Below are 22,420 nucleotides of genomic sequence, written 5' to 3' on the forward strand. Positions count from 1 at the left end.
GGCGTCATCACCCATTTGAATCTTCCGACCTCGGGTATGAGCGTGACGGCTGCATGCGCAAGCTCGCTGCCGTGGTTCCTGGCGCGCGATGTGACTTCGGCTCGCGGAGATCGCGGAATCGGCTCGCCGCCTCAAGCCTTCTCGGCCAGCGTCGTCTGGAGCCGCCGGACGGGGCTGGTCAGGCCGTATCGCTTGGAGAGTTCGTCGAGCGCGCCGGGGTCGGCGGGGGTGGTCGGCAGGCGGGAGTCGACGGGTTCGACCGCAGCGTCGGCGCGCACGTTGACCACTTCTGGCGCGACTTCGAGGTAGGCGCGGGCGGCGACGAGTTTCGTGCGCACAGCGGGTTTGAGCGCTGACGTCGGGTCGTCGACTGCCGCCTGGAGACCGGCGAGGCTTCCATAGGCGGAGATCAGCGTCGCGGCGGTCTTCTCGCCGATGCCTGGGACGCCCGGCAGGCCGTCGCTGGGGTCGCCGCGCAGCGCCGCGAAGTCCGCGTATCCGCGCCCGGGAATCGCGTATCTCGCACTGAGTGCGGCTTCGTCGACGACCTCGAGCTTCGCGAGACCGCGGGCGATGTAGAGGACTTGCACGCCTTTCGCGTCGTCCACGAGCTGGAACAGGTCGCGGTCGCCGGTCACCACCTGTACCGGGCCGTCGTGCGCGGCGGCGTAGGCGGCGATCGCGTCGTCGGCCTCGAAGTCGTCCGCCCAGCCTCGGGCGATGCCGAACGCGTCGAGTACTTCTTCCAGCACCGGCACCTGCGGCGAGAGCGTGTCGGGGATCTCCTCGGCCATCCCGGGGCCGGCCACGGCCGCGCCGTCCGCTCCGGTCGCCGCCCCGACGACGCGGTGCGCCTTGTACGACGGGATCGCGGCGACCCGGAACGCCGGGCGCCAGTCCGCGTCGAAGCAGGCGATCAGCCGGTCCGGGCGGTGGCCGGAGACCAGCAGCGAGATGAAGTCGAGCGTGCCGCGGATCGCGTTGACCGGCATGCCGTCCGGCGCCTTGATCGAGTCGGGCAGGCCGAAATAGGCCCGGAAGTAGAGCGTCGGGGTGTCCAGGAGCATCAGCCGTTCAGCCACCGGCCCAGCTTCCCACAGCCGGTCAGAGGAAGGTGCGACCCTCGCCGCGGTACGTCGGCACCGTCGCCTTGACCGTCTCGCCCTCGATCAGGTGCAGCTCGGCGAACCGCTCGCACAGCTCACCGGCCTTCGCGTGCCGGAACCATACCCGGTCGCCCAGCGCCAGGTTGTCCGCCGCCGCCCCGAGCAGCGGCGTCTGCACCTCGCCCGCCCCTTCCTGCGGGTCGAAGCGCAGGCCTCGGGGCAGGTACGGCTGCGGGAGCCGGTCGCGGCCTGGCGGACCCGACGCGACGTAGCCGCCGCCGAGCACGGTCACCGCACCCGGACCCGGCCGCCGGACCACCGGCAGCGCGAACAGCGCCGCAGGTCGCCCGGTCACGTTGCGGTACCCGTCGAACAGGCGCGGCAGGAAGAGTCCGGAGCCGGCCGCGATCTCGGTCACCGCGTCCTCCGCGGCGGTCCGCTCGACCGAGCCGGTGCCCCCGCCGTTGACGAATTCGAGCTGCGCGATCTCCTTGACCGCCGCGACGATCGCCGCACGCCGCTCGACCAGCTCCGCCGCGCTGCCCCGCTGCATCGCCCGCACCGCGAGCCCGCGCAGCGGCCGCCCGGGCGGCGCGTCTCCGACCCCCGCGATCTGCGCTTCGTACCCCATCAGCCCGACCAGTCGGAACCACTCCCGGTCGGCCGCCTCTCGCGCCACTGCAGTCACTGAAACGGGTGAATGCAGCGGCGAGCGGCGCGCGCCTACGCGCACCCGGCCGCCCAAAGGCTGCCAGGAGGTGTCGATGTCGACGCACACCCGGATGGGCGATGCCTCAGGGACCTCGGCGACGGCCTTCTCGATCAGGTCCAGCTGCTCGATCGAATCGATCATCAGGGTGACCGCGTCGGCTGCCGCGTGGTTGGCGGCGAGCCTGCGCAGGGCCGCGCGGTCCACCGTCGGATACGCCACCACGACGTCGTCGAAGCCTGAACCGGCGAGCCACAGCGCTTCGGGCAGGGTGAACGCGAGGACTCCCGCGAATCCGTCCAGCGACAGCACCGCGCGCAGCACCTCGCGGCTGCGCAGCGACTTCGACGCGACCCTGATCTGCTTCCCGGCGGCCCGCCTGACCAGCTCGGTCGCGTTGAACCTGAGAGCCGCCAGGTCGACCACCGCGAGTGGGGGATCGAGGTGCGCTGTCGCGTGGTTCAGGCGGTCCAGGTGACTCACACTCCGAACCCTTCCATACCTCGGTGTGCCCTGGTAAGACCGATTCGATCCCGGAAAGGTCTCGACCTGGTGACCCCGCGCGCACCCGTCCGACCTTGCGCTGTCAGGCCGTCCGCGGGTGCACTAAGGTGCAAACCGATCAATGACTCCCGCGCGGCGGCGGGGGACGGAAAGGTTGGGGGCGGTCAGCATCGCGAGCCAGAACCCAGAGTCGCCGCCGCCCGGCCAGGCGCCCGCTCCGGAGCCCGGGACCGCAGCACAGCCGCCTACTCCGGCCCCTGCGCCTTTGAGCGCGCCCGATCTTACGCAGGCTTCTCAGCCCGGCACGACCGGCGGCACGCCCCCGTATGCGCAGCCACAGCAGCCAGGAACGCCGCCCCAAGTGCCGATGGCGCCCAGCGTCGCTGCGCCTCAGGCGCAGTACGGCTACCCCGCGCCCGCGCCGCAAATGGGCGGTTACGGGTCCGCTCCCGGCATGCAGCCCGAATATCCGGCATTCGCTCAGCCGCAGGCATACGCTTACGGTCCGCCCCCCGATGGTTTCTGGCCTCCGGTCATGCAACCACTGGCCCCTCGTGTCTCCACGAGCGCCGTTCTCACAGCGCTCGCGCTCCTAGGTGTGGCGATCCTGGTTTTCGTCGGCGCGGTCGCCTTGGCCACGCCCACCGGCGGCACCGCTGCACGCCCTTCCACCGGCGTAACTGCCCAAGACGAGGCGCTGCGTGCACTGTGGCGGACCGCGTCGGCGAATGACCTGCTGCCCGCGACGCTTAACCGCGAAGGAACCGAGACCTATATCCGCCTCGGCGTCAATCCAGACGAGACCTGCACCGGCTTGCCTTCCGCGTTCACAGCGGCCCTAGCGCCCGCGACCTGTTCGCGCGCGATCGAGGCGACTTATGTCGACCGGACTCAGACCATCAGCGCGACCGTCGGTATCGTCGTCCTCTCCGGCTCGATCAACGACCGGCTGCACCTGTTCCAAAGCTGGGCGCCGGACTCGTACGCCATGAAGGACGCGATGATGCCGCACGTCTACCCGGTCGCGGGCACCCTCGCGGCCCAGTTCAGCGACGCGCAGCGGGTCACCTGGCAGGGCCAGGTCTCCTCCGACGGCACGTACCTCGTCTACGCGGTCACCGCCTTCACCGACGGACGCACCGGACCCGACGCCGCGGCCCGCGCCGCCGCCTCCGGATCGGCCCTGGCCGCGGGCTCCCCGGCGGTCCAGGTCGCCGGCGACCTGCCCACGGCCATCCAGATCATCCTGACCGCCAAGGAGACCTCCACGGCTGCCGGAGGGAGCGGCTCGTGAACCGGACAGCCGCCCGCCGCGCCGGCGCTGCCATGGCCGCGCTCGGCTTGACCTGCGGCTCGATCCTCGCCATCGCCGCGCCCGCGCGCGCCGACGAGATCCGCGACCACGAATGGCCGCTCGCCTTCCTCAACCTGGCCGCCGCGAACCAGATCTCCACCGGAGCCGGCGTCACCGTCGGCCTGCTCGACTCGGGTGTGATGGGCCAGCGGGCCGACCTGACCGGCCAGGTCACCACCGGGCCGGACTTCGCGGGCGGGATCGAGCAGCCCGGCCAGACCGGCTGGGGCGAGCACGGCACCTGCATGGCGTCGATCATCGCCGGGCACGGCCGGGGCGGAGGGGACGGCATGCTCGGCGCCGCGCCCGGCGCCCATCTGCTCTCGATCCGGGTCATCCGCGACGACGACGCCCCTGACATCGGCGGCGCCACCACCAGCGCGACGCCGATCTCCGACGGCATCAGGTACGCGGTCGATCACGGCGCGCGGGTCATATCGATGTCCCTCGGCGGCAGCGACGCGGGCGGCGCGAGCGACTCGACGCCCGAGGCCGACGCGATCCGGTACGCGCTCGACCACAACGTCGTGGTCGTCGTCGCGGCCGGGAACTCCGGGGACAAGGGCAACGCGATCCAGTTCCCCGGGGCCGAGCGCGGCGTGATCACCGTGGCCGCGGTCGACTCGTCCGCCCGGCACGCCGGGTTCTCGACCACCAGCTGGGACGTGTCCGTGGCCGCCCCGGGCGTGAATCTGCCCTGCGACGCGGCAGACAGCGACGACGAATACGAGCTCGGCGACGGCACCAGCCAGGCCACCGCCTACGCGGCTGGCATCGCCGCGCTGCTGGTCTCCGAAAACCACAACCTGAGCCCCGCCCAGGTCCGCGACATCCTGGAACAGACCGCGCGCGACAAACCCGCCGGGGGCCGCGACGACCAGAACGGCTTCGGCATCGTCGACCCCGTCGCGGCGCTTAAGGCAGCGGCGAGCGTAAAAGGCGCCTCCGAGACGCCGGGCGCCGGGTCAGGCACCGTCGCCGCGCACTTCGGATACGGCCCCACCGAGGTGGTCGCCGAACCGGTCGGCTCGTTCGGCTCGATGCCGCGCGCGATCGTCGGGGGAGTGCTCCTGCTGATCGCGGCCCTCGTGATCGGGATCCAAATCCTCCGCCGCTCCCGGCACAGGGCCGCCGAAGCCATCGCCGCCCAGTTCGCCGACCCGCTTGCAGCGCCGGTCGTGCCTATGGCGCCTGGCTGGCCCCAAGTCATCCAGCCGCCCATAGCGCAGCCGCCGCCTCCTGAGCCGCCCTCCTGGCCGCCCCCACCCGGCGGCTAAGCTCGCCAGATGACCGACTCCCACAAGCGCACGATCGCACCTAGCGGCTTCGAGGGCGACGACGGTTCGGCAGATCCGGAGCTGACCCAGGCGCTCGGCGCGCACCACCGCGGCGAGATCGACCGCTACGCGCTTTATCCCGCCCTGGTGGGTAAGCGGGTCCTGGCACCGGTCGTCGCGATCCTCGGCGAGAGCGAGCCGGTCGAGAGCGGCGAAGGCGTCGGCCTGCGCCGCGACAAGGACAGTGAGATGGCGCTGGTCACGCTCCTGGCCGCGGACGGCGCCAAGGCGGTCCCGGTGTTCACCTCCACCGACAAGCTGAGTGTGTGGGGCTCGACCAGCGGTTTTCCGGGCGCTCGACCGGTCCCTGTCTCGGTGGAGCGGGCCGCCGCCGCGGCGATCCAGGAAGAGGCGGACGTTCTGCTGATCGACCTCGGCACGGACGAGCAGTTTGAGCTCGGCGGCGCCGCGCTGCGCGCGTTCGCCACCGGGCGCGTCCCCACCCTGCCCGACGCCGACCCCGACGTCGTCGCGGCCCTGCTGGTCGTGCTCCGCTCGGTCCCCGAAGTCGCCGACGTCCTCAAAAGCGCACGCGTCGGTGCCTTCGCGCAAGGTGCCGTGCTCGAACTGGGCTTCACCGAGGGAACCGATCCGCGCACGCTCGCCGAACCGCTGCGCCGCGTGGCCGAGAGCATCGCTGCCGATTCACTGTTGCGCGATCGGCTCGGCGACGGCTTGTCGATCGTCGCCGCCCCGCCGCCTGACGAATCCGAGGACTCCTGAACTGAGGAGTCGGTGCCTAAGGGAGTACCGGACCGGTCAGCTTCTCGCCCGGGGCCGACTCGGGAGGATCCGGCACGACAGAGGCTTCACGGAACGCCAACTGAAGCGTCCGCAGCCCATCGCGCAGCGGCGCGGCGTGTTGTGAACCGATCTCCGGAGCGGCGGCGGTCACCAGCCCGGCGAGCGCGGTGATCAGCTTGCGCGCCTCGTCCAGATCGACCGGCTCCGGCGGCTGTGCGGAGCCGCCCTCAGCTGCAGGTTCGCCGAGACCCAGCTGAACCGCCGCGGCCGTCATCAGATGAACCGCGAGCGTCGCGATCACCTCGACGGCGGGAACGTCCGCCAGGTCGCGGGCGTCCGGCCGGTCCGCGAAGTCGTGCGCTCCGGAGCCGGGCGGCGTGCGGTCGGTCATGGGCCGATCCTCGCACGGCGGGCGGCCTGGCCGGGACGTGCTACATTTGGTGCAGCGACCAACCGTCGGCGCGCCCGCAAGCGCGGCGGCGGTCCGCAAGTGGAGGGCCCACCTCCCACCCGATCGACCAGGAGGCCGACGGGTACGGTCCCAGCACGCGTCGCCTGCCGTAGGTGTCCTGTCGGCGGGAGGAGTCGTGCGACGCGGTGCTGAGTGAGCGCGGCGTCCCGGTAGGTGGAGCTCTGCATGGAATACATGCGGAGCTCTTTTGTTTGCCGGTGTGGGTCACGTATCTGAGCGTGCCCTTGCAGATCAAGGCGGTGCGGGCTCCCAATCCGTACCGCGCGCGGTCGGCGGCTCACGGCTCGCCGCCCCGGCCCGCATGAACTTAGGAGGCCCCATCAGCGCCGAACCCCGTATCAACGACCGGATCCGCGTGCCCGAGGTGCGCTTGGTCGGCCCGGACGGCCAGCAGGTCGGCATCGTGGCCATCCAGGACGCGCTGCGCCTGGCCCAGGAGGCGGACCTCGATCTGGTCGAGATCGTCCCGACCGGCCGTCCGCCGGTGGCCAAGCTCATGGACTACGGCAAGTACAAGTACGAGTCCGCGATGAAGGCCCGCGAGGCGCGCAAGAACCAGGCGCACACGATCATCAAAGAGATGAAGCTCCGGCCGAAGATCGACCCGCACGACTACGAGACCAAGAAGGGTCACGTCGTGCGGTTCCTGAACGCCGGGGACAAGGTCAAGATCACGATCATGTTCCGCGGGCGCGAGCAGTCCCGGCCGGAGCTCGGCCGCCGCCTGCTCGACCGCCTCGCCGCGGACGTGGAGGATCTCGGCTTCGTCGAGTTCGCGCCCAAGCAGGACGGCCGCAACATGATCATGGTGCTCGGCCCGCGCAAGAAGAAGGTCGAGGCGATGGCCGAGGCCCGGGCCGCGAAGGCGGCCAAGGCCGGCACCGACGGCCGCGCCCGGGAGCGGGATGCGGTCGCCCCGTCCGACGTGGTCGCCGCCGAGGAACTGCTTCCGGCCGAGGACGTCGCGCCCGAGCAGGGCGCGGCCGAGTAGGACCCGGATCATCCGGCCGGCGCCGTCCGGCCCGAGGCGCCCGTGCGCTCTTCGGCCGGCTCGCCGGCCGGCGGCGGACCCGGTCCGCCGCACCACGCGTGCCGCGCGCACGCGCCAGCGAATGAGGAATGAGGAGAACGGCTGCCATGCCGAAGAACAAGACCCACAGCGGTGCCAAGAAGCGCTTCCGCCTCACCGGCTCCGGCAAGGTCATGCGCGGTCAGGCCGGCAAGCGCCACCTGCTCGAGCACAAGCCGTCCACGTACACCCGCCGGGTGACCGGCGAAGTGGTCGCGGCCCCCGCCGACGTGAAGAAGATCAAGCGGCTGCTCGGCAAGTGACCCAAGCCCGCACGCTGCCCCCGGCGCCGTCGCGATGACGGACGCACCCGCGTAAGCACGGCGGGGCGGCAGCACCTACCGGACCGACCACTGACGAGAGTCGGGGAAGGGCGGCGCATCCCGCCGCGGCCCCGCGCAAGGAGTTGAGAACGACATGGCACGCGTGAAGCGGGCGGTAAACGCCCAGAAGAAGCGCCGCGCGATCCTCGAGCAGGCCAGCGGTTACCGCGGCCAGCGCTCGCGCCTGTACCGCAAGGCCAAGGAGCAGGTCACCCACTCCCTGGTGTACGCCTACCGCGACCGCAAGAAGCGGAAGGGCGACTTCCGGCGCCTGTGGATCCAGCGGATCAACGCCGCCGCCCGCGCCAACGGCATCACCTACAACCGGTTCATCCAGGGCCTGAAGGCCGCCGGTGTCGAGGTGGACCGCAAGATCCTGGCCGACTTGGCCGTCAACGACGCCGCGGCGTTCGCCGCACTGGTCGAGGTGGCGCAGAAGGCGCTGCCGACCGACGTCAACGCGCCCCGGGCGGCGGCCTGACCGCCCGTCCCCGGCCCGCGTCCCCCGCAGGCCCGCACGACGTGGCGAGCCCCCTGATCACCTCCCCCCGGTCCACCCGGGCGGTGGCGGCCCGGAGGCTCGCCACCCGCGCGTTCCGGGCGAAGCAGGGACTTTTCCTGGTCGAGGGGCCGCAGGCGGTGCGCGAGGCGGCGGCCCACGGCGCGGGAATCACCGAGCTCTACTACACCGCCGCAGCGGCCGAGCGGCACCCGCGGATCGTCCAGGCCGCCCGCGACGGCGGCGCGGCGCTTTTGCCGGCCACCGACGAGGTCGTGTCCTCGCTGAGCGACACCGTGCACCCGCAAGGCATGGTCGCTGTGTGCCGCTTCCTCGACGAGCCTGTGGCCGCGGTCTTGGCCCACGCCCCGCGCCTCGTGGTACTCCTCGCCCACGTGCGCGACCCGGGCAACGTGGGCTCCGTCATCCGCGCCGCCGACGCCGCGGGGGCCGACGCGGTCTTGGTGAGCGACGAGTCCGTGGACGTGTACAACCCCAAAGCTGTGCGCGCCACCGTTGGGTCGCTCTTCCATCTGCCTATTGCCGTCGGGGTACCCGTAGACGCCGCCGTGGCCGAGTGCCGCACTGCTGGCCTTAGGGTCCTCGCCGCCGACGGAACTGGCGCGCTCGATCTCGACGACGAGGCCGACTCGGGCGCCCTTCGCGCCCCGACCTGTTGGATGTTCGGCAACGAGGCATGGGGACTTCCGGAGGAACTCCGGTCCCTCGCGGACGCCGCCGTACGCGTGCCGATCCACGGCAAGGCCGAAAGCCTGAACTTATCTACAGCCGCAGCCGTGTGCCTGTACGCATCGGCGCGTGCCCAGCGACAATACGGGGAAGAAGGGGAGCACGGTCGGCGCTAGAAGGCGCATACGGCGCTTCGGTTCGATTGCTGATGCGCCTGTGCAAGCTGTGGACCGCGGTGCAAGCTGCAAAGGCAAGTGCATTCCTCCGGCTCTGGCGGAACAGCAGTGGTAGCGGGAATGATGGCGACCTGAGGACATGATGGGTGGAACCGGGCGCCGTCCAAACCTCGGGGAGAGCGGCACCGTCCGTGGAAAGGGGCGCGGGACGTTGGACGCACCGAGCACGGTCGATCGGATCGCCGACTCAGCGGCGAACGCGACACCCGAGCCTGCCTATGTGCGCGCCCGCGGCAAAGGGACCGGGTGGACGGCGTCGTGGCCCGCGGCCGAGCAGTCACAGCCCTGCCCAGCGGACGCTGACGTGCCCTACGACGAGCTGCCCGACGGGGTCGTGATCGCGGACGAGCACGGACACATCATGGTGTTCAACAAGGCGGCCGCCCGCGTCACCGGGATCGACCCCGCGACGGCGGTCGGCAAGCGGCTGGACGAGGCGCTGCCGCTGGAAGACCTCGAAGGCCGGGCCTGGTGGCAGTGCACCGACCCCTACGGCGGCCTCGCGATCCGCACCGGCCAGCCCGAAACGCAGTTGCTCCTGCCCGGAGGCCGCGGCGTGCTGGTGACCGCCCGGTTCATCCGCGAAGGCGAGGCCGTGCAGCGCGTCATCGTGGGCTTGCGCGACACTTCGGGCCGGGCGCGCGCCGAGCGGCGGCACGCGGACCTGATCGCGACCGTCGCCCATGAACTGCGCTCCCCGCTCACCAGCGTTAAGGGCTTCACCGCCACGCTGCTGGCGAAGTGGGAGCGGTTCACCGACGACCAGCGCAAACTGATGCTGGAAACCGTCGACGCGGACGCCGACCGGGTCACCCGCCTGATCGCCGAGCTGCTCGACATCGCCCGGATCGACTCCGGCCGCCTTCAGCTCTTCCGCTACCCCGTCGACGTCGAGGAACTCGTCCACGAGCAGATCGCCGGCATCGTGGCGGCCGGGCAGAGCTTGGACCGCTTCGTGGTCGACGCCCGCCCCGTGCCCCCCGCGTATGCCGACCCGGACAAGCTGCGCCAAGTACTGGCCAACCTGCTGGAAAACGCGGTGCGCCACGGCGACGGGCGTGTCAGGATCACTGTTGAGCTGGAGGCAGTGGAGGCGGTGAACACACCGCAGGCACCGGAGGGATCATCCGGCATGGTGGCCGTGACCGTGGAGGACGAGGGGCCCGGCATCCCCGACGAGATGCTCGGGCGCGTCTTCACGCGCTTCTGGCGCGGAAACCGGCGCGGCGGCACGGGCCTGGGCCTCTACATCGTCAAGGGCGTCATCGAAGCCCACGGCGGCACCATCACCGTCGGCCGCGCCCCCGGCGGCGGCGCGCAGTTCCGATTTACCGTGCCCGCGGCCTGACGCCCCGCAGCCTCGTCGCGAGGCAGGTTTTCCACAGGGCTGAAGATCGCGGGCTATTCCCACGTCGCAACCGCCTAAGCTTGCATCTGCGCACCCGCGCGGCCGATGCCCGGTCGCCGCTCACGGCGGTATCCGCGGCACAGTCCCCGAACGAGCGCGCCCCCGTGGCGTGGTGGAGCGGAAGTAGAGCATCGGATGTCTGCACCGAACAAGACGTTCGACCCCGTGGAGGTCGACGTGCTCAAACCCGAAGCGGTCGAGCGCGCCCGCGACGAGGCGCTGAAGGCCGTCGCCGCGGCCGCCAACCTCGCGGCCCTGCACGAGGCCAAGGTGGCGCACGCCGGGGACCGCTCCCCGCTGGCGCTGGCCAACCGGGAGATCGGCGCGCTGCCCCCCGCCGCCAAGGCCGACGCGGGAAAGCGGGTCGGCCGGGCGCGCGCCGCGGTGAACAAGGCGCTGGCCGAGCGGCAGGAGCAGCTCGAGGCGGAGCGCGACGCGCGGGTCCTGGTCGAGGAGGCCGTCGACGCCACGCTGCCCTGGGACCGGGCCCCGCGCGGCGCCCGGCACCCGCTGACGACCCTTCAGGAGCGCATCGCCGACGTGTTCACCGCGATCGGCTGGGAGATCGCCGAAGGGCCCGAGGTGGAGAGCGAGTGGATGAACTTCGACGCGCTCAACATCCGGCGCGACCACCCCGCCCGCACCATGCAGGACACCTTCTTCGTCGACACCCCCGGCGAGCGCGAGGGCGACGGCGCGACCGATTCGCTGGTCCTGCGCACCCACACCTCGCCGGTCCAGATCCGCTCGCTGCTCACCCGCGAGCTGCCCGTGTACGTGATCTGCCCCGGCCGGGTCTACCGCACCGACGCCCTCGACGCCACGCACACCCCGGTCTTCGGCCAGATCGAGGGCCTGGCCGTGGACGAGGGCATCACCATGGCGCACCTCAAGGGCACCCTGGACCACTTCGCCTCGTCCATGTTCGGCGAAGCCATCACCACCCGGCTGCGCCCTTCCTACTTCCCGTTCACCGAGCCGAGTGCCGAGATGGACCTGCTCTGCTTCGTCTGCCGCGGCGAGTCCGTCGGCAACCCCGACCGCCCCTGCCGCACCTGCAACTCCGAGGGGTGGATCGAGTGGGGCGGCTGCGGCGTGGTCAACCCGAGGGTGCTGCTCGCCGCCGGGGTGGACCCGGAGCGGTACAGCGGCTTCGCCTTCGGCGTGGGCCTGGAGCGGACCATGATGTTCCGCCACAACATCGCCGACATGCACGACATCGTCGAGGGTGACGTCCGCTTCACCCTTCCGTTCGGGGTGGAGGTCTGATGCGCGTCCCGCTCAGCTGGCTGCGGGAGTACGTAGACCTTCCCGCTGAGGCGACCGGCCGCGAGGTGGCCGACCTGCTGGTCCGGGCCGGTCTCGAGGTGGAAGCCGTGCACGGGTCCGGCGTCGGCCTGATCGGCCCGCTGGTGGTCGGCCACGTCCTGGAGATCGAGGAGCTGACCGGCTTCAAGAAGGCCATCCGCTTCTGCCAGGTGCAGGTCGGCCCCGCCCTCGAGGACACCCGCGGGATCATCTGCGGCGCGCAGAATTTCGGCACCGGCGACAAGGTGGTCGTCGCGCTGCCTGGCGCGGTACTGCCCGGCGAGTTCAAGATCACCGCGCGGTCGACCTACGGCCACGTCTCCGACGGCATGATCTGCTCGGCCCGCGAGCTCGGCCTCGGCGACGACCACTCCGGCATCATCGTGCTGCCGGACGAGTGCGAGGTCGGCGCCGACGCGATAGAGCTGCTCGGGATCCGCGACGAGGTGCTGGACATCGCGGTGACCCCGGACCGCGGCTACTGCCTGTCCATGCGCGGCATCGCGCGCGAAGCGGCGATTGCCTATGGCGTCTCGCTGCGCGACCCAGCGCTGCTGGACACCCCTGCACCCACATCGACCGGCTATCCGGTGCGGCTCGGCGATCCGCTCGGCTGCGACCTGTTCGTCGCGCGTGCGGTGCGCGGCATCGACCCGCTCTCTCCGTCGCCGCTGTGGATGCAGCGCCGCATCCAGCTGGCCGGGATGCGCCCGATCTCGCTGATCGTCGACATCACCAACTACGTGATGCTGGAGATCGGTCAGCCGCTGCACGCCTACGCCGCGGACAAGCTCACCGGTCCGATCACCGTGCGCCGCGCACAGCCCGGGGAGATCCTGGAGACCCTCGACGGCTCCCACCGCAAGCTCGACCTCGAGGACCTGGTCATCGCCGACGCCTCGGGGCCGATCGGCCTGGCCGGGGTGATGGGCGGGGCGGCCACCGAGGTCCAGCCGACTACGACGGACGTGCTGATCGAGGGCGCGCACTTCGACCCGGTCGCCATCGCCCGCGCCGCCCGGCGGCACAAGCTGCCGTCGGAGGCCTCGCGCCGGTTCGAGCGCGGAGTCGACCCGAACGCCGCCGCGGCTGCGGTCCAGCGCACGGTCGATCTGCTGGTGCTGCTCGGCCAGGGCGAGGCGGACACGGCGCTGACCATCGAGTCCACCCGCCCGGCGCAGCCGATGCCCATCGCGATCGACGCCGAGCTGCCCGGCCGGGTCGCCGGCCTCGAATACACCCGCGAGACCGTGGTCGGGCGGCTCCAGGAGATCGGCTGCGCGGTGGAGGGCCGGGACGATCTACTGATCACCCCGCCGTCCTGGCGCCCGGACCTGACCGACCCGAACGACCTGGCCGAGGAGGTGATCCGGCTCGAGGGTTACGACCGGGTGCCCTCGGCCATGCCGACGGTGCCGCCCGGGCGTGGCTTGACGGTGAAGCAGCGTGCCCGTCGGCGGGTGGGCCGCTCCCTGGCCGACGCGGGCTACGTCGAGGTGCTCTGCTATCCGTTCGTCGGACAAAAGGACTTCGACCAACTCGGTCTCGACGCCGACGACCCGCGCCGCACCACCCTGCGCCTGCTCAATCCGATCTCTGACGAGCAGCCGGAACTGCGCACCACGCTGCTGCCGGGTCTGCTCGCGACGCTGCGCCGCAACATCGGGCGCGGCTTCCCCGACGCGGCGCTGTTCGAGACAGGCCTGGTGTTCCGGCCGCGTCCCGGCGCGCCCGCTCCGCCGCGCCTGCCCACCGACAGCCGCCCGAGCGACGCGCAGCTGGCCGCGCTCGCCGCGGCGCTTCCCGACCAGCCGGAGCGCGCCGCCGTGGTGCTCGCCGGGCAGCGGGAACCGGACGGCTGGTGGGGGCCGGGCCGCCCGGCGGGCTGGGCGGACGCGATCGAGGCGGCGCGCACCGTGGCCAAAGCGTGCGGCGTGGAGCTCGAAATCGCGCAGCATCAGCACGCACCCTGGCACCCGGGCCGCTGCGCAAAGCTGACCGTGGACGGCCGCCTCGTCGGCCATGCGGGCGAGCTGCATCCCAAGGTCCTGACGGCGATGGGTCTGCCACCCCGAGTCTGCGCGATGGAGCTGGACCTGGGCGCGCTGATGCCGGAGCAGGACGTCCCCGTGCAAGGCCCGGCGGTGTCGACCTTCCCGGTGGCGACCCAGGACGTCGCATTGGTCGTCGACAAGGCGGTCCCCGCGGCCGAGGTCCACACGGCGCTCGAAAACGGCGCGGGCGCGCTACTCGAGTCGCTGCGCCTGTTCGACGTCTACGAAGGAGAGCGGATCGGCGAAGGCAAGAAGTCCCTCGCCTTCTCGCTGCGATTCCGCGCCGCCGACCGCACGCTCACTGTGGAGGAAGCAACGGCCGCGCGCGACTCCGCCGTCGCACTGGCCGCCGAGCGCACCGGCGCCGTCCTCCGCGGCGCCTAGTAGCGAACGACCGACGGAGAACGCGCGTCCGGACAGCGGACGGCTGTGGGCCGCGAGCAGATGCTCGCGGCCCACAGCCTCGCTACCCGCGATGCCTGCGCAACTGCTGTCTACACGAACCGGCGGAACTTCGACGAGTCGAGCCGCAGCATCGGCTCACCGTCGACCGGGATCACGATCTCCTCGCCGAATTCCCCCTCAGTGACCCGCTGATACTTTGCCTCATTCGGCTCCTGATACAGCGTCCAGGTCGCTCGCCGGACGTCGACGACGAGGTAGGCGGGAATCCCACGCAGTGCGTAGTGGGCGGGCTTAGTCTCGTGATGCCGCTCACGGCTTTCCTTGGCCACGATCTCCACGACGAAAGGCAGCCTGTCTTCGCACGCCTCGCTCGCAGCGGGATCGAAGTCCTCTGCCCTCACGGCCGATACGTCGGGCTCGGGCTTGTAGCCCTCCCGAGGCGGTACCACGCTGAATTGGCTGAGCCACTGCCAGCCGGGGAGCTTGTCGCCGATCTGATTTGCGAGCTCCGTCTGCGTCGCCTTGTGCGCTTGGCTTGCCGGGGTGATCGTCAACCCGTTCTCGGTCAGCCGCAGCCTGGCGCGCCGTGGGAGCTCGATCAGCTCCTGCATGTCTGACACCCAGAAATCGAAGTCTGCGATGGTCATCGCGACCCTCCTTTCAGCCCGATGTCAGCACCTTCAGGGCACGGTGCGTGGCGGCTTGCCGAAAGATCACTCTTGGAGGCGACGCCGTTTCCGGGATTGCATACTCATTCGAACCGCTGTATCATCATGCACATGACCATCCGGATCGCGGTCGCAGGGGCGACCGGCTACGCGGGCGGGGAGATCCTGCGGACCCTCCTCGGTCATCCCGCCGTGCTCGACGGTCGCGCGCAGATCGGCGCGCTGACCGCCGGAGCGAACGCGGGTTCGTCGCTGGGCGAGCACCAGCCTCATCTCGGGCCGCTGACCGACCGCGTTCTCGGCGCCACCGATCCGGAGACGCTGGCTGGCCACGACGTCGTCTTCCTGGCCCTGCCGCACGGCCAGTCCGGAGCCGTCGCCCAGGCGCTCGGACCCGAGGTGGTCATCATCGACTGTGGGGCCGACTTCCGCCTCGCCGACGCCGGCGCGTGGTCCGCGTTCTACCACTCCGAACACGCTGGCACGTGGCCCTATGGTCTGCCTGAACTCCCGGGCGCCGCCGGTGGGCCCAGCACGCGCGAGATCCTTCGCTCCACCAAGCGGGTGGCCGTCCCTGGCTGCTTCCCGACCGTCGGCACACTCGCCCTGTACCCCGCGCTCGCTGCTGGGCTCGTCGCGCCGGAGGTCGTCGTCACCGCGGCGACCGGGACCTCGGGAGCGGGCCGCTCCCTCAAGCCCAATCTGCTTGGCTCCGAGATCATGGGTAACGCCTCCGCCTACCAGGTCGGCGGCGCACACCGGCACACCCCCGAGTTCAGCCAGAACCTCGAGCGGGCCGCGGGAGCTGCGGTGTCTGTGTCCTTCACCCCGATCCTGGTCCCGATGTCCCGCGGCATCCTGGCCAGCTGCTCCGCCCCGGCGCTGCCCGGCGTCGGCTACGAAGCTCTCCGCGCCACCTACGAAAAAGCCTATGGCGACGAACCGTTCGTCACACTGCTGCCAGAGGGCAACTGGCCGCAGACCGCCGCAGTGCTCGGCTCCAACTCCGTGCACCTCCAGGTCGCGCTCGACGAGGCCGCCCGGCGCGTCGTGGTCGTCGGCGCGATCGACAACCTCGCCAAGGGCACCGCCGGAGGCGCCGTGCAGTGCATGAACCTCGCCCTCGGCTGGGACGAGACCGCCGGGCTGACCACGATCGGAGTGGCTCCGTGACCGTCACCGCCGCGCGCGGATTCCGCGCCTCGGGCATCGCAGCGGGCATCAAGTCCAGCGGCGCGCCCGATCTCGCCCTCGTCGTCAACGACGGACCATCCCGCGCCGCCGCGGGCGTCTTCACCTCCAACCGGGTTAAGGCCGCCCCCGTCCTCTGGAGTCAGCAGGTCCTCACCTCAGGCGCCCTGCACGCCGTGGTCCTCAACTCCGGCGGAGCCAACGCCTGCACCGGGCCGCTCGGCTTCCAGGACACCCATGCCACCGCCGAACGCCTCGCCGAACTGCTCGACACCTCCGCCGCCGAGATCGGGGTCTGCTCCACCGGCCTGATCGGGATCCGCCTGCCGATGGAGAAGCTGCTCCCCGGCTTGGCGACCGCAGCAGACCTGCTCTCCGCCGACGGCGGCGCCGATGCCGCCGAAGCGATCCGCACCACGGACACCGTCGCCAAGACGGCCGTCGCCCACCGCGACGGCTTCACGGTCGGCGGCATGGCCAAGGGAGCCGGCATGCTCGCCCCGGGCCTGGCGACCATGCTGTGTGTGCTCACCACCGACGCCGACGTCCCCGCTCCCGAGCTTGACAATGCCCTGCGTTCGGCTGTCGCCCGCACCTTCGACCGCATCGACTCGGACGGCTGCATGTCCACCAACGACACCGTCATTCTCCTGGCCTCCGGCGCCTCCGGAGTCGCGCCGGCTCCGGAATCGTTCGCCGCCGCCGTCCTCGAGGTCTGCGACTCGTTGGCCCGCCAGCTCATCGCCGATGCCGAGGGCGCCTCGAAGGACATCGAGATCGAGATCCGTCACGCCGCCGACGAGTCCGACGCGGTCGAGGCCGCCCGCTCCATCGCCCGCAGCAACCTGTTCAAATGCGCGATCTACGGCGAGGACCCCAACTGGGGGCGCGTGCTGTCCGCCGTCGGCACCACCTCCGCGGCCTTCGAGCCCGACAAGCTCTCCGTCGCCATCAACGACGTCTGGGTGTGCCGCGACGGCTCCGTCGGCGAGGACCGCGAGCTATGCGACCTGAAACCCCGGCACGTACACGTCGTGGTCGACCTGGACGCCGGCGATGCCACCGCCACCGTCTGGACCAACGACCTGACCAAGGAATACGTCCACGAGAACTCGGCGTACTCCTCGTGAAGACCACCGCGGGCGGCACCCGCTCCCACGAGGCCCTGGCGAAGGCGCAGGTCCTCACCCAGGCGCTGCCCTGGCTCTCCCGCTTCCACGGCGCCACCGTCGTGGTGAAGTTCGGCGGCAACGCGATGGTCGACGAGGACCTGAAGCGGGCCTTCGCGCAGGACGTGGTCTTCCTGCGCTACGCGGGACTGCGCCCTGTCGTGGTGCACGGCGGTGGCCCGCAGATCACCCGCCAGCTCGAGCGGTCCGGGCTCGAGGCGAAGTTCGCCGGCGGCCTGCGGATCACCACGCCCGAAGCCATGGACGTGGTCCGCATGGTCCTGACCGGCCAGGTCCAGCGCGAGATCGTCGGGCTGATCAACGCGCACGGCTCCTTCGCCGTCGGCCTGTCCGGCGAGGACGGCAACACCCTGCTGGCCGAGAAGCGCCTGGCCGAGGTGGACGGCGAGAAGATCGACATCGGCCGGGTCGGCGACGTGGTCAAGGTCGACGCCTCCGTGATCACCGCACTACTCGACGACGGGCGCATCCCGGTGGTCTCCAGCGTGGCCCGGGCCGACGACGGCGGGGTGTACAACGTCAACGCGGACACCGCAGCCTCCGCGCTCGCGGTCGGCTTGCGCGCGGAGAAGCTGGTCGTCCTGACTGACGTCGAAGGGCTCTACGCCGACTGGCCGCCGTCCGGCAATGGCGCTTCTCGTCCCCCCGAAGAAGTGATCAGTCAGTTGACCGCCGACGAACTCGCCGGCCGGCTGCCCAGCCTCTCCTCTGGCATGGCGCCCAAGATGGAGGCCTGCCTGCGCGCCGTGCGCGGTGGTGTCCACGCGGCGCACGTCCTCGACGGCCGCGTCCAACACTCGCTGCTTCTGGAAGTCTTCACGGACGAGGGGATCGGGACCATGGTGGTGCCGGGATGACGATCGCTTCCGCCGAGGCACTGCCCGCGCTCCACCCGCACACCGGCCTGTCGCAGGCTTGGACCGACCGCTACACGCACGCGCTGATGAACACCTTCGGCCCGCCGAAGCGCGTGTTCGTCCGCGGCGAGGGCGCCCAGCTCTGGGACGCCGACGGCCGCCGCTACCTCGACCTGTTCGCCGGCATCGCGGTCAACACCCTCGGCCACGCCCACCCGCTGATCGTCCAGGCGGTGACCGCCCAGCTGACCACCCTCGGGCACGTGAGCAACTTCTTCGGCACCGCGCCGCAGATCGCCCTCGCCGAACGCCTCGTCGACCTGGTCGGCGGCGACGCCCGGGTCTTCTTCTGCAACTCCGGCGCCGAAGCGAACGAGGCCGCGTTCAAGCTCTCCCGGCTCACCGGCCGCACGAAGGTCGTCGCCGCCGAGGGCGGGTTCCACGGCCGCACCATGGGCTCGCTCGCCCTGACCGGCAAACCCGGCATCCGCGACCCGTTCCTCCCGCTGCCCGGAGACGTGACCTTCGTGCCCTACGGCGACGTCGCCGCGCTCGAAGCCGCGATCGACGGCCAGACCGCCGCGTTCATCGTCGAGCCGGTCCAAGGCGAGCGCGGCGTCCTGCCCGCGCCGCCCGGCTACCTCACCGCCGCCCGCGAGATCACGGCGCGATACGGCGCCCTGTTCGTTCTGGACGAGGTCCAGACCGGCATCGGACGCACCGGCGCCTGGTTCGCTTACCAGCCCGAGGCTCAAGCTTCCGGAAACTGGCGGCCCGACGTGATCTCCGCCGCCAAGGGACTCGGCGGCGGCCTGCCGCTCGGCGCCTCGATCGCCCTCGGCCGCGCCGCCCAGTTGTTCGAGCCCGGCGCGCACGGAACCACCTTCGGCGGCAACCCGGTGGCGTGCGCAGCCGGCCTCGCCGTCCTGCACGCGATAGAGCGCGACGGACTGCTCGCGAACGTCGCCGCCGTCGGCGCCCACCTGCGCGAAGGCATCCTCGCCCTGGACCACCCTGCCGTCTCCCAGGTCCGCGGCACCGGCTTGCTGCTCGCGATCGAGCTGACCGCGCCGATGGCGGCCCGGGTCGCCGACGCCGCCCTCGACGCCGGCTTCATCGTCAACGCGGTCAACCCGACCGCGGTGCGGCTCGCCCCGCCGCTGATCCTGACCCACGCCCAGACCGACGAGTTCCTGACTGCCCTGCCGACCCTGCTCGACACCTACACCGAGGGGAGCGCCTGATGATCCGCCACTTCCTCCGCGACGACGACCTCACCCCGGCCGAGCAGGCCGAGGTCCTCGATCTCGCCGACCGGCTCAAGGCCGATCCGCTCGGGCACCAGGTGCTCGCCGGCCCCAAAGCCGTCGCCGTGCTCTTCGACAAGCCCTCCACCCGCACCCGGGTGTCCTTCTCCGTCGGCATCGCCCAACTCGGCGGCTACCCCCTCATCATCGACGCGAGCGGTAGCCAGCTCGGCCGGGGCGAGCCGGTCGAGGACACCACCCGCGTCCTCGACCGCCAGGTCGAGGCGATCGTCTGGCGCACCTTCGGCCAGGACCGGATCGAGGCGATGGCCGCCGTCTCCCGCGTACCGGTCATCAATGCCCTGACCGACCAGTTCCACCCGTGCCAGATCCTCGGCGACCTCCAAACCGTCCGCGAGCGCAAGGGCACCCTCGCCGGAGTGGTGCTCAGCTACCTCGGTGACGGCGCCAACAACATGGCGCACTCGTACCTGCTCGGCGGCGCGCTCGCCGGCATGCACGTGCGCATCGGTACACCCGCCGCGTACCAGCCCGACCCGGTGATCGTCGCCGACGCCGCCCGCATCGCCGCACAGACCGGCGGCTCGGTGACCGTGGAACACGACGCCAAGGCCGCCGCCACCGGAGCCGACGTCCTGGTCACCGACACCTGGGTGTCCATGGGCCAGGAAGCCGAGCAGGCCGACCGAGTCGACGTATTCAAGCCCTACGCCGTCGACGAAGCGGCTCTCGCCCTCGCCGCCCCGGACGCGATCGCCATGCACTGCCTGCCCGCCTACCGGGGCAAGGAGATAGCCGCCTCGGTCATCGACGGCCCCCAGTCGGCCGTCTGGGACGAAGCGGAGAACCGCCTGCACGTCCAGAAGGCGCTGCTCAGCTTCCTGATCGGGCACAGTCGCCGGGAGCGACGATGAGCGAGATCCCCGGCCAGCCCGCCCTGAGCGCGCTGACCACCGCCAACACCCGGCGCGCCCGCCACCAGCGCATCGCCGACATCCTCGACCGCCACCAGGTCAGGTCGCAGACCGCTCTGGCCGACCTGCTCGCTGAGGAGGGGTTCTCGGTCACCCAGGCCACCCTCTCCCGCGACCTCGACGAGCTCGGCGCCGTGCGGATCCGCGACACGGACGGCACCCTCGTCTACGCGCTGCGCAGCGAGGGCGGCGACGGCGCGCCGCGGGCCGCCCGCGAGCCGAGCGTCCTCGAGGCGCGGCTCAAGCGGCTGCTCGGCGAGCTGCTGGTGACTGCGGAGGGCTCGGCCAACCTGGTGGTCCTGCGCACGCCACCGGGCGCCGCACAGTTCCTCGCCTCCGCCATCGACCACGCCGACAACCACGGCGTCACCGCCACCGTGATGGGCACGATCGCCGGCGACGACACTGTCCTGGTCATCTGCCGCGAGCCCACCGGAGGCCCCGATCTAGCCCGCCAACTCATCCAGGCCGCTCACCGCGGCTGATCACGCGCCGACCCGGCGTCCGCGCCGCCCGCCGCGACCGTCCGACGAAGGGAGCAGCCATGACCGCCCGCGTCATCCCCACCCGCTCCGGAGGTCCGAACGCCTCCGCGAGCCTCGGCAGGGCCGCCGACCAGAGCGGCAGTCTGCACTCGAATACAGCCGCGCGACAGGACGTGCCGGACGTGGAGGGATGACCGTGACCAACGGCGAGAAGAAGCCCAACCTCCTGTGGAGCTCCCGCTTCAGCAGCGGCCCGAGCGACGCGCTCGCTGCATTGTCCGCGAGCGTGCATTTCGACTGGCGTCTGGCTACATACGACCTCGCCGGATCGCGCGCCCACGCTCGGGCCCTGCACAAGGCCGAGCTGCTGTCCGACACGGAACTTGAGAGCATGCTGCTCGGCCTGGACAAGCTCGAAGCCGATGTCGAGTCCGGCGCCTTCACCCCCACCGTCGCCGACGAGGACTGCCACACCGCCCTCGAGCGCGGCCTGATCGAACGGGTCGGCCCGGAACTCGGCGGCAGGCTGCGCGCAGGTCGTTCCCGCAACGACCAGATCGCCACGCTCGGCCGGATGTACCTGCGCGACCAGGCCAGACACCTGGCCGCTCTGGTCACCGACCTGCAGCAGGCGCTCGCCGACCAGGCCGAGGCGAACATCGACGTCGCCATGCCCGGCCGCACCCACCTACAGCACGCCCAGCCGGTGCTTCTCGCGCACCACCTGCTCGCGCACGTGCACGCGCTCGGCCGCGACGTCGAGCGGCTGCGCGACTGGGACCGGCGCACCGACGTCTCGCCGTACGGCAGCGGAGCGCTGGCCGGATCCACCCTCGGCCTCGACCCGGTGGGCGTGGCGGCCGAACTCGGCTTCTCCGGCAGCGCGGCCAACTCCATCGACGGTACCGCCGCACGCGACTATGTGGCCGAATTCGCCTTCGTCGCCGCCATGATCGGCGTCGACATCTCGCGGATCGCCGAAGAGGTCATCCTCTGGACCACCCGCGAGTTCCGCTTCGCCACCCTCGATGACGCTTACGCGACCGGCTCGTCGATCATGCCGCAGAAGAAGAACCCGGACATCGCCGAGCTGGCCCGCGGCAAGTCCGGCCGGCTGATCGGCAACCTCGCCGGCCTGCTGGCCACGCTCAAGGCCCTTCCGCTCGCCTACAACCGCGATCTACAAGAGGACAAGGAGCCGGTGTTCGACTCCGTCGACACCCTGGCCGTCCTGCTCCCCGCCTTCACCGGCATGATCGCGACGATCACGTTCCACCGCGACCGTATGGCGGAACTGGCCCCCGAAGGGTTCTCGCTGGCCACCGATGTCGCCGAATGGCTGGTCAAGCAGGGAGTCCCGTTCCGCCAGGCGCACGAGATCGCCGGAGCCAGCGTCCGCTACTGCGAAGAACGCGGCCTGGAGCTGTCCCAGCTGACCGACGCCGATCTGAGCGCGATCGACGCCCGGCTCACGCCCGCGGTCCGCGAGGTGCTGACCGTCCCCGGCTCCCTCGCCTCGCGCGACGGACGCGGCGGCACCGCACCCGTCCGCGTCCGCGAACAGCTGGC

The 22,420-nt window shown here is 71.3% G+C and carries 22 protein-coding genes; 18 read left to right on the forward strand and 4 right to left on the reverse strand.

What is annotated here, in order from left to right:
- Nucleotides 1-131: 131 nt before the first annotated feature.
- Complete coding sequence (locus tag VGZ32_RS02560; protein WP_326884143.1) at nt 132-1,082, reverse strand: 5'-3' exonuclease; 951 nt, start codon at nt 1,080-1,082, stop codon at nt 132-134.
- 22 nt (nt 1,083-1,104) lie between these two features.
- On the reverse strand, nt 1,105-2,298 hold the full coding sequence (locus VGZ32_RS02565; protein WP_326884144.1) for an amino acid deaminase/aldolase: 1,194 nt from the start codon (nt 2,296-2,298) through the stop codon (nt 1,105-1,107).
- A gap of 619 nt (nt 2,299-2,917) precedes the next feature.
- On the opposite strand from VGZ32_RS02565, the gene VGZ32_RS02570 reads away from it, so the two are divergent.
- Genes VGZ32_RS02570 through VGZ32_RS02580 form a run of 3 tightly spaced genes read left to right on the forward strand, consistent with a single transcriptional unit; the run spans nt 2,918 to nt 5,733 of the window.
- On the forward strand, nt 2,918-3,613 hold the full coding sequence (locus VGZ32_RS02570) for a hypothetical protein (protein WP_326884145.1): 696 nt from the start codon (nt 2,918-2,920) through the stop codon (nt 3,611-3,613).
- Entirely contained in the window at nt 3,610-4,950 is a 1,341-nt protein-coding gene (locus VGZ32_RS02575) for a S8 family serine peptidase (RefSeq protein ID WP_326884146.1), read from the forward strand. Before VGZ32_RS02570 ends, VGZ32_RS02575 begins: the two co-directional genes overlap by 4 nt.
- Before the next feature lie 9 nt (nt 4,951-4,959).
- Entirely contained in the window at nt 4,960-5,733 is a 774-nt protein-coding gene (locus VGZ32_RS02580; RefSeq protein ID WP_326884147.1) for an SseB family protein, read from the forward strand.
- A gap of 16 nt (nt 5,734-5,749) precedes the next feature.
- On the opposite strand, the gene VGZ32_RS02585 is transcribed toward VGZ32_RS02580, so the two are convergent.
- Entirely contained in the window at nt 5,750-6,145 is a 396-nt protein-coding gene (locus VGZ32_RS02585; RefSeq protein ID WP_326884148.1) for a DUF1844 domain-containing protein, read from the reverse strand.
- A 382-nt stretch (nt 6,146-6,527) separates the two neighbouring features.
- On the opposite strand from VGZ32_RS02585, the gene infC reads away from it, so the two are divergent.
- The 7 genes from infC to pheT all read left to right on the forward strand — a co-directional run bounded on the left by infC (nt 6,528) and on the right by pheT (nt 14,197).
- Nucleotides 6,528-7,217 (forward strand): translation initiation factor IF-3, encoded by a 690-nt coding sequence (gene infC / locus VGZ32_RS02590; RefSeq protein WP_326884149.1) that lies wholly within the window; start codon nt 6,528-6,530, stop codon nt 7,215-7,217.
- Nucleotides 7,218-7,363: 146 nt separating this feature from the next.
- Nucleotides 7,364-7,558 carry a 50S ribosomal protein L35 gene (rpmI, locus tag VGZ32_RS02595; protein WP_326884150.1) on the forward strand — a complete coding sequence of 65 codons (195 nt, stop codon included), beginning with the start codon at nt 7,364-7,366 and terminating at the stop codon, nt 7,556-7,558.
- Nucleotides 7,559-7,712: 154 nt separating this feature from the next.
- Nucleotides 7,713-8,099, forward strand: a complete 387-nt coding sequence (gene rplT / locus VGZ32_RS02600; protein WP_326884151.1) for a 50S ribosomal protein L20 — start codon at nt 7,713-7,715, stop codon at nt 8,097-8,099.
- Between the two features lie 41 nt (nt 8,100-8,140).
- Nucleotides 8,141-8,983, forward strand: a complete 843-nt coding sequence (locus VGZ32_RS02605) for an RNA methyltransferase (RefSeq protein WP_326884152.1) — start codon at nt 8,141-8,143, stop codon at nt 8,981-8,983.
- A gap of 280 nt (nt 8,984-9,263) precedes the next feature.
- On the forward strand, nt 9,264-10,391 hold the full coding sequence (locus tag VGZ32_RS02610) for a sensor histidine kinase (RefSeq protein ID WP_414642459.1): 1,128 nt from the start codon (nt 9,264-9,266) through the stop codon (nt 10,389-10,391).
- 195 nt (nt 10,392-10,586) lie between these two features.
- Nucleotides 10,587-11,720 (forward strand): phenylalanine--tRNA ligase subunit alpha, encoded by a 1,134-nt coding sequence (pheS, locus tag VGZ32_RS02615; protein WP_326884154.1) that lies wholly within the window; start codon nt 10,587-10,589, stop codon nt 11,718-11,720.
- Complete coding sequence (gene pheT, locus VGZ32_RS02620) at nt 11,720-14,197, forward strand: phenylalanine--tRNA ligase subunit beta (RefSeq protein WP_326884155.1); 2,478 nt, start codon at nt 11,720-11,722, stop codon at nt 14,195-14,197. The genes pheS and pheT overlap by 1 nt, the downstream gene beginning before the upstream one ends.
- 110 nt (nt 14,198-14,307) lie before the next feature.
- On the opposite strand, the gene VGZ32_RS02625 is transcribed toward pheT, so the two are convergent.
- Entirely contained in the window at nt 14,308-14,865 is a 558-nt protein-coding gene (locus VGZ32_RS02625; RefSeq protein WP_326884156.1) for a Uma2 family endonuclease, read from the reverse strand.
- A gap of 132 nt (nt 14,866-14,997) precedes the next feature.
- Here VGZ32_RS02625 and argC point away from each other — a divergent pair, with 132 nt between their 5' ends.
- The 8 genes from argC to argH all read left to right on the forward strand — a co-directional run.
- Entirely contained in the window at nt 14,998-16,059 is a 1,062-nt protein-coding gene (gene argC / locus VGZ32_RS02630) for an N-acetyl-gamma-glutamyl-phosphate reductase (protein WP_326884157.1), read from the forward strand.
- The gene (gene argJ, locus VGZ32_RS02635; protein ID WP_326884158.1) at nt 16,056-17,207 is read left to right on the forward strand and encodes a bifunctional glutamate N-acetyltransferase/amino-acid acetyltransferase ArgJ; all 1,152 of its coding nucleotides are present in this window, start codon (nt 16,056-16,058) and stop codon (nt 17,205-17,207) included. Before argC ends, argJ begins: the two co-directional genes overlap by 4 nt.
- A complete protein-coding gene (argB, locus tag VGZ32_RS02640) occupies nt 17,204-18,124 on the forward strand; it encodes an acetylglutamate kinase (RefSeq protein ID WP_326884159.1) in 921 nt (306 codons plus the stop codon). Before argJ ends, argB begins: the two co-directional genes overlap by 4 nt.
- Nucleotides 18,121-19,368 (forward strand): acetylornithine transaminase, encoded by a 1,248-nt coding sequence (locus VGZ32_RS02645; protein WP_326884160.1) that lies wholly within the window; start codon nt 18,121-18,123, stop codon nt 19,366-19,368. Before argB ends, VGZ32_RS02645 begins: the two co-directional genes overlap by 4 nt.
- Nucleotides 19,368-20,306: an ornithine carbamoyltransferase gene (gene argF, locus VGZ32_RS02650; RefSeq protein ID WP_326884161.1), complete on the forward strand. Its 939-nt coding sequence runs from the start codon at nt 19,368-19,370 to the stop codon at nt 20,304-20,306. Before VGZ32_RS02645 ends, argF begins: the two co-directional genes overlap by 1 nt.
- Nucleotides 20,303-20,851, forward strand: coding sequence for an arginine repressor (locus tag VGZ32_RS02655; protein ID WP_326884162.1), 549 nt, complete (start codon nt 20,303-20,305; stop codon nt 20,849-20,851). Before argF ends, VGZ32_RS02655 begins: the two co-directional genes overlap by 4 nt.
- A 59-nt stretch (nt 20,852-20,910) precedes the next feature.
- Complete coding sequence (locus VGZ32_RS02660) at nt 20,911-21,045, forward strand: hypothetical protein (RefSeq protein ID WP_326884163.1); 135 nt, start codon at nt 20,911-20,913, stop codon at nt 21,043-21,045.
- The coding region (gene argH, locus VGZ32_RS02665) for an argininosuccinate lyase (protein ID WP_326884164.1) at nt 21,042-22,420 on the forward strand (1,379 nt) is incomplete at its 3' end. The genes VGZ32_RS02660 and argH, both read left to right, overlap by 4 nt.

The organism is Actinocrinis sp., from assembly GCF_035938995.1.
In the GTDB taxonomy this organism is placed as follows: domain Bacteria; phylum Actinomycetota; class Actinomycetes; order Streptomycetales; family Catenulisporaceae; genus DASZGI01.